Genomic DNA, 14,397 nt, shown 5'->3' on the forward strand with positions numbered 1-14,397 from the left:
CGGCGCGGCGGTCGCCGTCCCCGGGCTGATCGCGGAGGACGACCGGACGGTCGCCTGGACGCCCAACCTCAAGATCACCGGCACCGGGATGGCCGACGCCGTCGACGCGGCCTTCGGCTGGACGGACCGGGTGCGGGTCAGCAACGACGCCGACTGCGGCGCGCTGGCGGAGCTGCATCACGGGGCGGGCCGCGGCTCGGCGCACATGCTGTACCTGACCGGCACCGTCGGGATCGGTGCCGGACTCGTGGACGAGGGGCGCCTGGTGCGCGGCGCACGCGGATTCGCCGGCGAGGTCGGGCACCTGCCGATCGGCGAGGCGGACGCGCCCTGCGGCTGCGGCAGAACCGGGTGCTGGGAGGCCTCGGTCGGCCTGCACGCGCTGCTCGCGGCGGTCGGGATGGACGAGCTGTCGACACCGGACGAGACCGCGGTGGCGGTGTCCCGCGCCGCGTCGGAGGACCCTCGCGTTCGTGCGGGAGTGACCCACGTGGGCCGCTGGCTCGGCCGTGGCCTGGCCGTCGTCACCGGCGTCCTCGACCCGGAGGTCATCGTCCTGGGCGGGTACTTCGCGCCCCTGGGCGACCTGATCCTCGGGCCCGCCGGTGCCGAGCTCGACGCCACGCTCGCGGCGCGGGTGCAGGCTCGTCCCGAGCTGCGCCTGGGCGCGCTCGGCACCGAGTCGGCAGCGCTCGGCGCCGCGGAGCGCGCCCTCGGTGAGGTGTACGCCGACGGGCTCGACCTCGCGGGCTAGGTCCCGCAGCTCGAGTGGTCAGCCGGCGATGCGTGCCGGCGCGTCGGTGACCGCGGTGCCCAGACTGGCGACGGGGTCGACGAACACCGGCTCCATCGCCATCTCCGCGGCTCCCAGGAGCACCGAGTCGCTGCCGAGGCCGGGCAGCGCGAGCCGCACCGAGTCGTAGGCCGGCCGCAGCGCCCGCTCGGCGAGCCCGCTGGTCACCTCGGTGCCCATCAGCCGGAACAGGGGACGGAAGTACCCACCGAGGATCACCACCCGCGGGTTGAACGCGTTGACGACCGCGGCCAGCCCGCGGCCGAGATCCCGGGCCACCGGACGCAGCTCGCGCAGCGGCACGGTGACGTCCTCGAGCACCTCGCCCAGCCGTGCCACCTGGTCCGCCGGGCACCGGATCGCCTCGGCGATCGCGTGGGCGCCGACCACCGTCTCCCAGCAGCCGTTGCTGCCGCAGTGGCAGCGCTCGCCGTCGGGGTCGAAGCAGAGGTGGCCGACCTCGCCGGCATAGCCCGCGGCGCCCTCCAGCCGGACCCCGTTGGTGATCACCCCGGCGCCGACACCGACGTTGCCGGAGATGTAGATGACGTCGTCCATGCCGACGGCCGCGCCGCGGCGGTGCTCGGCGAGGGCACCGAGGTCGGCATCGTTGCCCAGCGCGATGGGCACGTCCAGCGAGAGGGCGGCGAGCACGATCGACCCGAAGGAGACGTCGTGCCAGCCGAGGTTGGGTGCGTGCCGCACGAGGCCGTCATTCCGCCGCACCAGAGCGGGGACGGCGATGCCGATGCCGATGAGCGGCGCGTCCGCGGGGGACACCGCCACGACCTGACGGATCAAGGCGGCCACCGTCGCGCCCACCTGCCACGCCTCGGTCTCCTGGGGGATCGGCGCGCCCGCGCGCTCCCACACCTTCCCGCCCAGGCCGACCCGCGCGACCTCGGCCTTGTCGACGCCGAGGTCGACGGCGACGACGTACGGCCCGTCGTCCCGGATCCGCACCCCCGCAGACGGGCGCCCGGCCGTCCGCCGACCGGTGGCCGGCAACGCGTGCTCGATCAGTCCCAGGGAGTCGAGCTCGGTCACCAGTCCGGCGATGGTCGAGCGGTTGAGCCCCATCCGTCCGGTGAGCTCGGCGCGCGAGATCTCACCGAGGTCGTGCACATGCCGCAGCAGCGTCCCGAGATTGTGGCGCCGGACGGCCTCCTGGTTGGTGCCGGTGCCGCCGCGCTGGGCAGGGGCCATGGCTAGACCCCGCTGGCTGAGCGTCGGCGTCGTGAGACCGCGTCCACGCTCGCGGCCAGGAGCAGCACGCTGCCGGTCACGAGGAAGTTGATGTAGGAGGCCTGGTCGAGCAGGCCCAGGCCGTTGGGGATGGTGGCGATGACCAGGCCGCCGACCACCGCGTCCATGGCGCGCCCGCGTCCGCCGAAGAGGCTGGTGCCACCGATGACCGCCGCGCCCACGGCGTACAGCAGCTCGTTGCCACCGCCCGAGCCTGGCGAGACCTTGCCGGTGTACGACGCCGCGAGGATGCCGCTGACCGCGGCCATGCCGGAGCAGATCACGAACGCGGCGATCTTCATGCGCTTGACGTTGATGCCGGCCCGTCGCGCCGCCTCGGCGTTGCCGCCGACGGCGTAGAGGTGGCGGCCGAAGCGGGTCCGGGTGAGCACGAAGGTCCAGAAGAGCAGCAGCGCGATCACGACGGGCGCCACCCACGGGATGCCGCTGATGTTGAAGATCGCGGGGTTCACGGCGCGGTTCTGGTTGAGGAGTGCGGTCAGGCCGAGCACGATCGCGCTGAGCAGTGCGATCCGGAGCAGCACCAAGGAGAGCGGCTTGTGGACGAGGCCCTTGGCCACCCGCGACCGGTGCTGCCAGAGGGTCAGCGCCGCGAATCCGACCACGATGACGACGGCCGCGATCCAGCCGGCGGTGACCGGCACGTTCTTGATCGAGAGTCCGCGCAGCACCTCGTTGTTGAACCGCAGCGAGCCGCCCGAGCCGATCAGCTTGAGTGGGACGGCCTGCAGCGCAAGGAAGAAGGCCAGGGTCACCACGAAGGAGGGGATCCCGAGCATGGCGACGAGGGCCCCGATCACCAGTCCGATCAGCACGCCGACGCCGACGCCGGTCAGGACGGCCAGCCACCAGGTCCAGCCGTGGTCCAGCATCACCAGCGCCGTGATCGTCGCGGACGCCCCACCGGCCACGCCGGCGGAGAGGTCGATCTCGCCGAGCAGCAGCACGAAGACCAGGCCCATCGCGAGCACGCAGATCGATCCGGCCTGCACGACGAGGTTGGCGAGGTTGTAGGTGGTGAGGAACTTGTCGTGAGCGAGGCTGAAGACGGTGAAGAGGACCACGAGGCCGAGCAGCGCGGGCAGCGAGCCCATGTCGCCGCCCCGGAGCCGGTTGAGGTAGTCGGTGAACGCGTCGCCGATGGTCGCGGAGGTGCGGGTGTCACCGGAGAAGTCGCTGCCGGCGAGGCCGACGGACTCGGGCGCATCGGTCGCGGGACCGGCTGAACGTGTGGTCATGACTGCCTCCTCAGATCGTCGCCGCGGCGACGTCGCGAATGCCGAGGTCACCGGACCGACCGGCGGTGATCAGCTCGACGACCTGCTTGTGGGTGACCTGCTCGGTCGGTACGTCGGCGGCGACCCGGCCCAGGTAGAGCGCGGTGATCCGGTCGGCCACCTCGAAGACGTCGTTCATGTTGTGCGAGATCAGCACGACGCCGAGTCCGCGGTCGGCCAGCCGGCGGACCAGGTCGAGCACCTGGCGGGTCTGGGCCACACCGAGGGCTGCCGTCGGCTCGTCCAGCAGCACGACGCGGGAGTTCCAGAGGACGGCCTTGGCGATCGCCACCGTCTGCCGCTGGCCGCCGGAGAGGCTGGCCACGCTCTGCCGGACCGACTTGACGGTGCGCACGGAGAGGGAGGCGAGCGTCTCGCGGGCGCGGTCCTCCATCGTCATGTCGTCCAGGAGCACCCCCTTGTGGAGCTCGCGGCCCAGGAACATGTTCTGGACGATGTCGAGGTTGTCGCACAGCGCGAGGTCCTGGTAGACCACCTCGACGCCGAGCGCCGCGACGTCCCGCGGTCCGCTGACGTGCACGGGATGGCCCTCGAACAGGTAGTCGCCGCTGTCCCGTCCGTAGATGCCGGCGATGACCTTGGCGAGCGTCGACTTGCCGGCGCCGTTGTCGCCGACGAGGGCGGTGACCTGGCCCGGGTAGACGGCGAAGTCGACGTCGTGCAGCACATGGACCACACCGAAGCTCTTGTTGATCCCGCGCAGCTGCAGCAGGGGCTCGGGTGACGGCGAGTCCGCCGTCGGCCACTCCGTGCCCGTCTCCGGTGTGCTGGTCATGTCGCTTCCTCCGGCTTGATACGAACGTGATTGTTGTTCGGTACAACTAATGGGGTAGTGGTCACCCGCGCCCGCCCTGGCGGGCGCGGGTAACCGGAGGCTCAGGAGAGCCCGGCCTTCGCGCAGGCGGCCTTGAACTGCGCCGTGCAGACGTCCTCGAGCGTCTGTCCACCGTCCTCGATCACGTCACCGACGTTCCCCTTGGTGATCGACTTCGGCTCGAGCAGGACCGAGGGGACCTCGCGGCCGCTCTCGGAGTCCTTGGTGGTGCCGGTGGTCTCCGCCTCCTCGCCGTTGGCGAGCGCGATCGCCGCCTCGGCCAGCGCGTTGGCCTCCTGCGTGGCGGACTTGTAGACCGTCATGCACTGGGTGCCGGCGAGGATGTTCTGCAGGCCCTCGACCGTCGCGTCCTGCCCGGTGACCGGGACCTTGCCCGCGCGACCGTTGCCCTCGAGGATCGAGATCACGGCACCCGCGAGCCCGTCGTTGGCGGCCAGCACGCCGTCCACCTTGCCGTCGGCCTGGGTGTAGAGCTGCTGGAAGATGACCGCGGCCTCCTCGTTGTCCCACTCCGGGACCGCCTGCTCACCCACGACCTTGTAGGACTTGATCTCGTCCAGGACGCTGTGCGCGCCCTGCGAGAAGAGGGTGGCGTTGTTGTCGGTCGGCGAGCCGTTGAGGTAGATGATGTTCGCGTCCTTCTCGCCGAGGCAGTCGGCCAGGCCCTGGCCCTGGAGCTCGCCCACCACGGTGTTGTCGAACGACACGTAGTACTCCGCCGACCCGCCCAGCGTCAGCCGGTCGTAGTCGATGGTGGCCACGCCCTGGCTCGCCGCCTTCTCCTGGATCGCCGCGCCCGAGGCCGAGTCGAGGTTGACGATCGCGAGGACGGTGACTCCGTCGGCGATCATCGAGTCCGCGATCTGCGTCATCTTCTCGACATCGTTCTCGGCGTTCTGGATGCTGTACTCGACGCCGGCCGCTTCGAAGGCCTTCTCGAGGGCCGGCCGGTCGGCGCTCTCCCAGCGGACCGAGGACTCGGTGTCGGGGAGGATCACCCCGATCTTGCCCTCGGCGTCGCCGCCCGAGCCGCCGTCGCCGGCGGTGTCGTCCGAGCCACATGCTGAGAGCGAGAGGGCGAGCCCCAGGCCCACCGCCACCACTGCGCTGTGCTTGCGCTTCACGTCATTCGCCTCCTTGCGAACTCGGCCCGGGCACGTGCGGAGGGTGCCTAACGATGCGGGCCATATGTTGTGTCGAACAACATATGTAGTGACGGCCGTCACGTCCAGAGGCAATCCCAGGTTTTTGCCTGGGCGGCGCCCGGGGTCAGCTCCGCCGGGCGGGCACGCCGTACGTCGTGGTGCGCTCGCGGACCGGGCGGCCGATGCCGGCGCCGATCTCCTCGAGCTCGGCGACGGTCCTGGCTGAACCGTGCTCGGAGCCGGCCATCCGGGAGATGGTCTCCTCCATCAGCGTGCCGCCGAGGTCGTTGGCGCCGGCGCCGAGCATGGCGCGGGTGCCGTCGGTGCCGAGCTTGACCCAGCTGGTCTGGATGTTGGCGATCCGGCCGTGCAGCAGGATCCGGGCCATGGCGTGCACCGCGAGGTTGTCGCGCATGGTGGGCCCGGGTCGGGCGACGCCGGCGAGGTAGATGGGTGCGCTGGTGTGGACGAACGGCAGCGGCACGAACTCGGTGAACCCGCTTGTCTCGTCCTGGATGCGCGAGAGCACGCGGAGGTGGCTGACCCAGTGGCGCGGGTTGTCGACGTGGCCGTACATCATCGTCGAGGTGGTCGGGATGCCGAGCCTGTGAGCGGTGGAGACGATCTCGATCCAGGTGCGGGCCGGGAGCTTGCCCTTGGTGAGGACCCAGCGGACCTCGTCGTCGAGGATCTCCGCGGCGGTGCCGGGCAACGAGCCGAGCCCGGACTCGCGTGCCTTGATCAGGAAGTCCTCGATCGACAGGCCGGTCCTGGCGGTGCCGTTGACGACCTCCATCGGGGAGAAGGCGTGGACGTGCATCTCGGGGACCCGCTGCTTCACCGCGGCGACGAGGTCGAAGTACGCGGTCGCGGGCAGCTGGGGGTCGATGCCGCCCTGCATGCACACCTCGGTGGCGCCCAGGTCCCAGGCCTCCTGCGCCCGGTCGGCGACCTGGTCGTAGGACAGCGAGTAGGCGTCGGCGTCGGTACGACGCTGGGCGAACGCGCAGAACCGGCAGCCGACGTAACAGACGTTGGTGAAGTTGATGTTGCGGTTGACCACGTAGGTCACCTCGTCGCCGACGGTCTCCCGGCGGAGGTCGTCGGCCAGGCGGATCACCTCGCGGAGCAGGTCACCCTCGGCTGTCATCAGGGTCAGGGCGTGCGCGTCGGCGAGGTTGCCGGGGTCGGCTTCTGCGGCACGGAGCGCCGCCACGGCGTCCGGGTCGGCGCCGGAGGCGCCGGACGAGGGACCCCTTCGGGTCAATCGGGGTGCCGCCGGCGATCCGGCCGAAGCAGAGCCCTCCGAGATGCCGGCGGCGGGGGCCCCGCTCTTGGCCCGAAGGGGTCCCTCGGGAGGCGCCGCAGGCGCTGGGCCGGACCCCACCACGGCGCCACCCGAGGCAGTGCGAAGCGCCTGCTCGCGCACGGTGTCCCAGTCGCCGTACACGCTGGCGAAGTCGCCGCGGCGGTCCTCGGTGCGGCCCTCGCTGTCGACGGACTCGTGCAGGTCGGTGCGACCCCAGCCGTGGTCGGTCCCGGAGCCCCCGTCGGGCTCCTGCCACGGTCGGCCGGTGGGCCTGATGCCGGGGACGGCCAGGCCGTCGGGGGTGGCGAGGGCGGCGACGTGGCCGGCGACGCGCGGGTCGAGCCACGCCTCGCCGCGGTGGAGGGAGCCGACGACGTACTCGGGATGGACCGTCAGCCGCGCCCTGAGCTCGAAGCCGCACTCCTCGGTGATGGCGCGGAGCCGGTCCAGGCTGGGCCAGGGGCGCTCGGGGTTGACGTGATCCGGGGTCAGCGGGGAGACGCCGCCCCAGTCGTCGACGCCTGCCTCGAGCAGCAGCCGGCACTCGGCGGAGCCCACCGAGCTGTCCACCAGGTTGGGCGGCGCCTGGACCCGGGCCTTCGGGCCGAGCACCAGGCGGGTGACGGCGATCGCGGCGCGGTACTCGGACAGGTCCAGGTCGTCGGCGTGGCGCATCGCGGTGTCGGGCTTGGCCCGGAAGTTCTGGACGATGACCTCCTGGACCGCGCCGTAGGCACGGGAGGTCGCGCGCAGCGCGAAGATCGTCTCCGCGCGCTCGGTGAGGCTCTCCCCGATGCCCACCAAGAGTCCGGTGGTGAACGGGATCCCGTGGCGGCCGGCGTCCTCCAGCACGCGCAGCCGGACCTCGGGGTCCTTGTCGGGCGAGCCGTAGTGGGCCTCGCCCCTGGTCTCGAAGAGCCGGCGTGAGGTGGTCTCCAGCATCATCCCCATCGACGGGGACACCGGCTTGAGCCGGTTCAGCTCCTCCCACGACATGACGCCCGGGTTGAGGTGGGGGAGCAGCCCGGTCTCCTCCAGCACCCGCACGGCCATCGCGCGCACATAGGCCAGCGTGGAGTCGTAGCCCTGCTGGTCGAGCCACTCCCGGGCCTCGGGCCACCGGTCCTCGGGTCGGTCGCCGAGGGTGAACAGCGCCTCCAGGCAGCCGAGCGCTGCGCCCTGCCGGGCGATCTCGACGATCTCGTCGGGCGAGAGGAACATCGCCTTCCCGGCCCGCTTGAGCTGGCCCGGGGACTCCACGAACGTGCAGTAGTGGCACCGGTCCCGGCACAGCCTGGTGACCGGGATGAACACCTTCGGTGAGTACGTCACGACGCGAGCCCGGCCCGCAGCGACCAGGCCGGCGTCGCGGACCCGAGCGGCCGCGGCGGCGAGCCGGTCGAGCTCCTCCCCGGTGGCGGCGAGGAGCGCCGCTGCCTCGGTGACGTCGAGCGCGGCACCGCGCTCGGCGCGCGCGAGGGCGCGCCGGATCTCGTGAGGGGTGGGCGCGTCGGTCATCGGGGTCAGGCTATCCGGTCGGCGTCCGGATGAGAACGTGTTCTAGTTCTGTTGGGACGCCGACCCGACGGCGTCGGCTACCGAAGCGCCGGGACCATCTCGTGCTCAGGCTCGTTCGGCGGCTCGGTCGAGCCGGCGCCACCTCGGTCGAGCCTGCTCGGCCACCAGATCTTGCTGCCGAGGTCGAGGTTGAGCGCGGTCACGAGCACCGAGCGCACGATCATCGTGTCCAGGAGCACGCCCAGCGCGATGGTCGTGCCGATCTGCAGTGCGAAGGTCATCGGCATGGTCGCGAGCATCGCGAAGGTCGCCGCAAGCACGAGGCCGGCCGAGGTGATCACTCCGCCCGTGGAGGACAGGGCGATCAGCGACCCTCTCCGCGTGCCGTGGGTGACGGTCTCCTCGCGCACCCGGGTCATCAGGAAGATGTTGTAGTCGATGCCGAGCGCGACCAAGAACACGAAGGCGAACAGCGGGAATCCTGGGTCGACGTGGTCGTAGCCGTAGATGAAGTCGAACACCAGGCCTGAGATCCCCAGGGCCGTGCCGAAGGACAGGATCACCGTCCCGATCAGGAGAAGCGGAGCGAGCAGGGCCCGCAGGAGCGCCACCAGGATCAGCAGCACCGCGACGAGCACGATCGGGATGATCACCTTGTTGTCGCGTTCGGACGCTTCCATGATGTCCATCGTCAGCGCGGTCCAGCCGGTGACCAGCGCCCCGTCCGACACCTGGTGCACGCGGTCACGCACCTCGGCGACGGCGTCCTTGGACTCCGCGGCGAGCGAGTCGCCCTCGAGCGGCGCCATGACCATCGCGGTGTCGCCGACCACGATCGGCTCCAGCGGCGTGCCCAGGCCGTCGATGCCGGTCATCGCCCGGGCGACGGCATCGGCGCTCGCTGCGTCGGTGATCACCTGCACCGGGGTGCTGGAGTCCTCCAGTCCGTGGTCGGTCAGCAGCTCCTGGCCGATGACCGAATCGACCTCGCTGGTGTAGATCTCGTCGGAGGGAACGCCGGAGGTGTCGAGCCGGAAGAACCCGAGGGCCAGCACGGCGAGGATGCCCGCCGTGACCACCCAGACCGCGCGTGGACGCCTGTCGATGGCGTTCCCGACGCGTGCCCAGAATCCGGAGGACGTGGGCTCCTCGCTGCCGAAACGCGGCACGAAGGGCCAGAACACCCAGCGTCCGCAGATCACCAGCAGTGCGGGCAGCAGGGTGACCATCACGACGAAGGTCACCGCGATCGCCACCGCATTGGCCGGACCGAGACCGGCGGTCGAGTTGAGCTCGGCGAACATCAGGCAGAGCAGGCCGACCACCACGGTGGCTGCGCTCGCCAGGATCGCCGGCGCTGCCCGGTGCAGCGCGAACGCCATCGCCTCGTGCCGGTCCTCGTGGCGCCGCAGCTCCTCGCGATAGCGGGCGACCAGCAGGAGGGCATAGTCGGTGCCGGCGCCGATGACCAGGACCATCATGATGAACTGCGTCTGCCCGTTGATGGTGAGCCCGGCGTACTTGGCGAGGAAGTACAGCAGGCCCATCGAGATGCCGAGACCGACCACGGCTGTGAAGATCGGCAGGACCCACAGGACCGGGCTGCGGTAGCTGACGAGCAGGATCAGGATCACGGCCAGCAGCGTGATGAGGAGCAGGCGGCCCTCGAAGCCCTCGAACGCAGCGGACTGGTCGGCGGTCGTACCGCCGGCTCCGGCAAGGTAGACCTCGACGCCGTCGGTCTCGGTCAGCTCGCGGATCTCGCGGGCGACGTCCGGCATCTCGAGCCACACCTCGTCGCCCCGGTTGATGGTGAAGTCGAGCTTGGCCACCTCGCCGTCGGCCGAGACGTAGGACCCGGGGATGCCGGCCGCCGCGGCGCGCTGCGGCGTGAGGACGTGGCTGACGCCGTCGATCTTCTCGATCTCCCCGGCATGCCGCTCGATCGCGGCGAGCTGGTCCTCGGACAGGCCGTCCGCGTTGTGATAGACGACGGTGGTCCCCATGTCGTTGGGGTCCTGGAAGGCGTCGATCTTCTCGAGTGCTCGAGTCGACTCCGCGCTGTCCGGCAGCCACGAGGACATCTCGTTGTCCTGGACGTCGAGCAGCTTTCCGGCGAACATGCCGAGTCCAGCCGCCGCGACCAGGACGACGACCAGGACGATCCACTTGGTGACAGGGCCGGTCAGTCTTCCGGCGATCTGACGGTGCATGAGGGGACTCTCTCAGTGAGGACGGACAATCGCATCAGGATTCCTCCCTAGGGGACCCTGAATTCGCCTACGACTCATCGGTCCGACTCCGACTGTTTCCGCGACGCTCCCATGAGGACGCGCGACGGCCGGAGCGTGACCTCCGGGACCGTCGTACGGGGCGAAGGGTCTGCTCAGAGGCCGAGGAACCGCCCGATGATCTCCTTCTGGATCTCCGTCGTGCCGCCGTAGATCGTCTGGATCCGGCTGTCCGCGTAGGCCTTCGCGATCGGGTACTCCATCATGTAGCCGTAGCCGCCGTGCATCTGCAGGCCCTGGTCGACGATCTTCTTCTGCAGCTCGGTCGTCCACCACTTGGCCATCGAGGCAAGCGAGGCGTCGGCCGTGCCGTCGTTGAGCCGCTCGACGCAGTGGTTGACGAACGTGCGGGCGATGTAGGCCTCGGTCGCCATCTCGGCCAGCGTGAACCGCGTGTTCTGGAACCTGCCGATCGGCTTGCCGAACGCCTCGCGGGTCTTCACGTACTCGAGCGTCATGTCGAGCACCGCCTCGATCGCGGCGATGGCGAGGCAGGCGATCGAGATCCGCTCCTGGGGCAGGTTCTCCATCAGGTAGACGAAGCCCTGGCCCTCCTCTCCCAGGAGGTTCTGCTTCGGGACCGCCACGTCCTCGAAGGTGAGCTCGGCGGTGTCCTGTGCCTTCAGTCCGAGCTTGTCGAGGTTCCGACCGCGGGTGAAGCCCGCCATGCCACGCTCGACGACGAGCAGGCTGATGCCCTTGTGTCCGGCGTCCGGGTCGGTCTTGGCCACGACGATGACGAGGTCCGACAGGATGCCGTTGGTGATGAAGGTCTTGGACCCGTTCAGGATGTAGTGATCGCCCTTGTCCACGGCCGTGGTGCGGATGCCCTGCAGGTCGGAGCCGGCGCCCGGCTCGGTCATCGCGATCGCAGTGATGATCTCGCCGGAGACCATCCCCGGCAGCCAGCGCCGCTTCTGCTCGTCGGTGGTCAGCGTGACCAGGTAGGGCGCGACCACGTCGTTGTGCAGCATGAAGCCCGGACCGCTGATCGCGAGCTTGGCCGCCTCCTCGGCGAGGATCATGTTGTAGCGGAAGTCCTTGATCCCGGGCCCGTCGTACTCCTCGGGAATCTCGAAGCCGAGCAGGCCCGCCGCGCCGGCCTTGTTCCACAGCTGCCGGTCGACGATCCCGTCCTTCTCCCACTGGTCGTGATGCGGGACCGCCTCGCGCTCGAGGAAGGTCCGGACCGTCTTCCGGAAGTCCTCGTGCTCGGTCTCGTAGATCGAGTTCTCCCGGGACAGCATCAGGAGATCCACTCCTTGACCTGTGCGATGGTCTCCGCCGGGTTCTCCGACGCGGGTGTCACGGAGAGGTCGGTGACGCCCGCCTCGCGGAACGCGGCGATCCGCTCCTGGACGTACGACGCCGGGCCGACCAGGTTGCCGGCCTCGAGCCACTCCAGGGGCACCAGCGCCTCCGCCTCCCTCTTCTTGCCCGAGAGGTAGAGGTCCTGGATCTCCTTGGCCTCCTTCTCGAAGCCGTACTCGCAGGCGAGCTGGTTGTAGAAGTTCTTGTCGCGAGCACCCATCCCGCCGACGTAGAGCGCGTAGACCGGGCGCATGAAGTCGAGCATCGCCTTGGTCTCGGGGCCTTCCCCGATCGCGACCATGCCGCCGGCGCCGATCTGCAGCGGACCCAGGTCGGCGGAGCGCTTCGCGAGGCCCCGGTCGAGCGCCGCGCCCCAGACCTGCTTGGCCTTCTCGGGGTAGAAGAGGAAGGGCAGCCAGCCGTCCGCGACCTCGGCCGTCATCGCGACGTTCTTGTCGCCCAGGGCCGCGACCCAGATCGGGAGGTCCGCGCGCTCGGGCCGGTTGAGCAGCTTGAGCGGCTTGCCCAGGCCGAGTCCCTGGCCCTCGGGGAGCGGGAGCTGGATGGTCTTGCCCTGGAAGTCGAGCGGTTCGCGGCGCAGGCCCATGCGGAGCACCTCGATCAGCTCGCGGGTGCGGGTCAGCGGCCGGTCGTACGGCATCCCATGGAAGCCCTCGATCACCTGCGGACCGGAGGCGCCGAGACCGAGCACCGCTCGCCCCCCGGAGACGTTGTCGAGACCGGCAGCGGTCTGCAGCAGTGCCCCCGGCGTGCGCGAGTACACGTTGAGGATGCCCGCGGCGATCTCGACCGTCTCGGTCTTGGCGGCGAGGTAGCCCATCAGGGTGGGGGCGTCGAAGCCGTAGGGCTCGGCCACCCAGACCCGGTCGAGTCCCGCCTTCTCCAGCGCGACGACCTGGTCCGCGGACTCGCGCGGGTTGCCGGCGTACACGAGCGGCATCGAGAGCAGCATGTGAGGTCCCTTCTGGCCTTCCGGCCGGTGACGCGTCGGTGGGTCGACCCGCGGCCCACCACGGAACTGTGACAGTACTACTGTCACGGTGGCAATGGTCTCCCGTGGCGAGACGAGGTCGGCGCGGTGTGGGACGCTCCCGAGGAGGAGGAACAGTGACTTCAGACAGCTTGTACACCGTCGCCGTGATCGGTGGCACCGGCCCGCAGGGCAAGGGGCTGGGCTACCGGTTCGCGAAGGCCGGCCACGACATCGTGCTGGGCTCGCGCGCGGCCGAGAAGGCCGAGGCGGTCGCCGCCGAGGTGACCGAGCGGCTCGCCGGAGCCGCCGGGGCGGGGCAGGTGACCGGCAAGGCCAACGAGGACGCCGTCACGGCGGCCGACGTCGTCCTGCTCGCCGTGCCCTACGACGGCCACGACGAGCTGGTCGCGTCGCTGCCGCTCGCCGGCAAGACCGTGATCTCCTGCGTCAACCCGCTCGCCTTCGACAAGCGCGGCGCGCACGGCAGGGTGGTCAACGGGGGAGAGGGCTCCGCGGCGGAGTCGGCCGCCGAGCTCCAGCCCGAGGCGGTCGTCGTGGGTGCGTTCCACAACGTGTCCGCGGTCGGCCTGTGGGGCGAGGAGGAGTTCCTCGACGAGGACGTCATCGTCGTGGGCGACTCGGTCGAAGGCAAGCAGGTCGCGATCGACCTCGCCGCCTCGGTCACCGGTCGGCCCGGCGTCGACGGCGGCAAGCTGCGGCTGGCACGCGTGCTCGAGCCGTTCACCGCCGTCTTGATCTCGATCAACCGGAAGTACAAGGTGCACTCCGGGATCCGGGTCACCGGCCTCGACCAAGGTCACTGACCGCCCGTCGGTCGAGGAGGTTGCGCAGCAACCGTCCCGAGACCCGCTCAGCTCGCCCGGTCGATGAGGCGCTGGATCACTTTCCGTGCGTCGTCCCCGGCGATCCAGGTCGATCCGAGCGTGGTCCCCGAGGCGTCGAAGATCGGGAAGAAGCCGATGCCGCACTCGGACCTGATCGTGATCCGGTCGCCCCACGCGCCGATGCCGTCGATGCTCGGGTACGGCGGCGCGTCGCCGCAGTCCGGATACGCGACGCCTGGCTCGGTGTGCGCCCTCATGTCCTCGACCAGCAGCGCCAGGTCCTCGGCAGAGATCTCCGCGCGCCGGGAGCCGATGCACAGCGCCGCCACCGCGAGGTCCTGCGGCAGTCCCACGGGAGAGGGTGCGGGCTGGATCGCGCAGTCCGCGGCCGAGACGTCGGGCGGCGCCGGCGGGTCCAGGCCCGCGCGCTGCTCGCGAAGGAGATCGATGAACCGGCCCCACGGCGCCTGCGCGTCGGCCCGATAGCCGCTGCCCACGACCAGCTCACGGCACCCGTACAGCCGACCGGAGACGACGAAGGTCGACCCGTCGTCGTACCCGAAGACCAGGCGATAGCCGGGTCCGAGGTCCATCGTGCAGACCTCGGGCTTCTCCGTCTTCTCCAGCCCGTTGACCAGCGCCACCATGGTTCCGACGTTGGAGATCAGGGCGTCGTCCGGCGCATCGATGGGAGTGCCCGCGCCCTGGCACAGCCGCACGGACACGGCCCCGTCGGGCACCGCGTCCGGGCCGGCGTCGGCCGGCGCGTCCAGCGGGTCCGCCTCGCCCTCT

Annotated in this window: 11 protein-coding genes; 2 read left to right on the forward strand and 9 right to left on the reverse strand. The window is 70.5% G+C overall.

Going from position 1 to position 14,397, the window contains the following annotated elements; translation table 11 throughout:
• On the forward strand, positions 1-754 hold a 754-nt coding region (locus E7Z54_RS05630; RefSeq protein ID WP_136432028.1), incomplete at its 5' end, for an ROK family protein.
• Between the two features lie 18 nt (positions 755-772).
• Here the strand turns inward: E7Z54_RS05630 and E7Z54_RS05635 are convergent.
• The 8 genes from E7Z54_RS05635 to E7Z54_RS05670 form a co-directional block, all read right to left on the reverse strand.
• Complete coding sequence (locus E7Z54_RS05635) at positions 773-1,999, reverse strand: ROK family transcriptional regulator (protein ID WP_136432029.1); 1,227 nt, start codon at positions 1,997-1,999, stop codon at positions 773-775.
• Between the two features lie 2 nt (positions 2,000-2,001).
• Entirely contained in the window at positions 2,002-3,297 is a 1,296-nt protein-coding gene (locus E7Z54_RS05640; RefSeq protein WP_136432030.1) for a sugar ABC transporter permease, read from the reverse strand.
• A 10-nt stretch (positions 3,298-3,307) separates the two neighbouring features.
• Complete coding sequence (locus E7Z54_RS05645; protein ID WP_136432031.1) at positions 3,308-4,132, reverse strand: ATP-binding cassette domain-containing protein; 825 nt, start codon at positions 4,130-4,132, stop codon at positions 3,308-3,310.
• A 101-nt stretch (positions 4,133-4,233) separates the two neighbouring features.
• Complete coding sequence (locus E7Z54_RS05650; protein WP_136432032.1) at positions 4,234-5,316, reverse strand: sugar ABC transporter substrate-binding protein; 1,083 nt, start codon at positions 5,314-5,316, stop codon at positions 4,234-4,236.
• Between the two features lie 145 nt (positions 5,317-5,461).
• Positions 5,462-8,164 carry a bifunctional FO biosynthesis protein CofGH gene (locus tag E7Z54_RS05655; protein ID WP_136432033.1) on the reverse strand — a complete coding sequence of 901 codons (2,703 nt, stop codon included), beginning with the start codon at positions 8,162-8,164 and terminating at the stop codon, positions 5,462-5,464.
• A gap of 77 nt (positions 8,165-8,241) precedes the next feature.
• On the reverse strand, positions 8,242-10,377 hold the full coding sequence (locus E7Z54_RS05660) for an MMPL family transporter (RefSeq protein WP_136432034.1): 2,136 nt from the start codon (positions 10,375-10,377) through the stop codon (positions 8,242-8,244).
• A 173-nt stretch (positions 10,378-10,550) separates the two neighbouring features.
• The gene (locus E7Z54_RS05665) at positions 10,551-11,702 is read right to left on the reverse strand and encodes an acyl-CoA dehydrogenase family protein (protein ID WP_136432035.1); all 1,152 of its coding nucleotides are present in this window, start codon (positions 11,700-11,702) and stop codon (positions 10,551-10,553) included.
• The gene (locus tag E7Z54_RS05670; protein WP_136432036.1) at positions 11,702-12,739 is read right to left on the reverse strand and encodes an LLM class F420-dependent oxidoreductase; all 1,038 of its coding nucleotides are present in this window, start codon (positions 12,737-12,739) and stop codon (positions 11,702-11,704) included. Before E7Z54_RS05670 ends, E7Z54_RS05665 begins: the two co-directional genes overlap by 1 nt.
• Before the next feature lie 155 nt (positions 12,740-12,894).
• On the opposite strand from E7Z54_RS05670, the gene npdG reads away from it, so the two are divergent.
• Positions 12,895-13,584 carry an NADPH-dependent F420 reductase gene (gene npdG / locus E7Z54_RS05675; protein ID WP_136432037.1) on the forward strand — a complete coding sequence of 230 codons (690 nt, stop codon included), beginning with the start codon at positions 12,895-12,897 and terminating at the stop codon, positions 13,582-13,584.
• A 47-nt stretch (positions 13,585-13,631) separates the two neighbouring features.
• On the opposite strand, the gene E7Z54_RS22965 is transcribed toward npdG, so the two are convergent.
• Positions 13,632-14,397, reverse strand: a 766-nt coding sequence (locus tag E7Z54_RS22965; RefSeq protein WP_168798183.1) for a hypothetical protein, incomplete at its 5' end; no start/stop codon positions are given.

This window comes from Nocardioides sp. (genome assembly GCF_004803405.1).
GTDB lineage: Bacteria > Actinomycetota > Actinomycetes > Propionibacteriales > Nocardioidaceae > Nocardioides > Nocardioides vastitatis.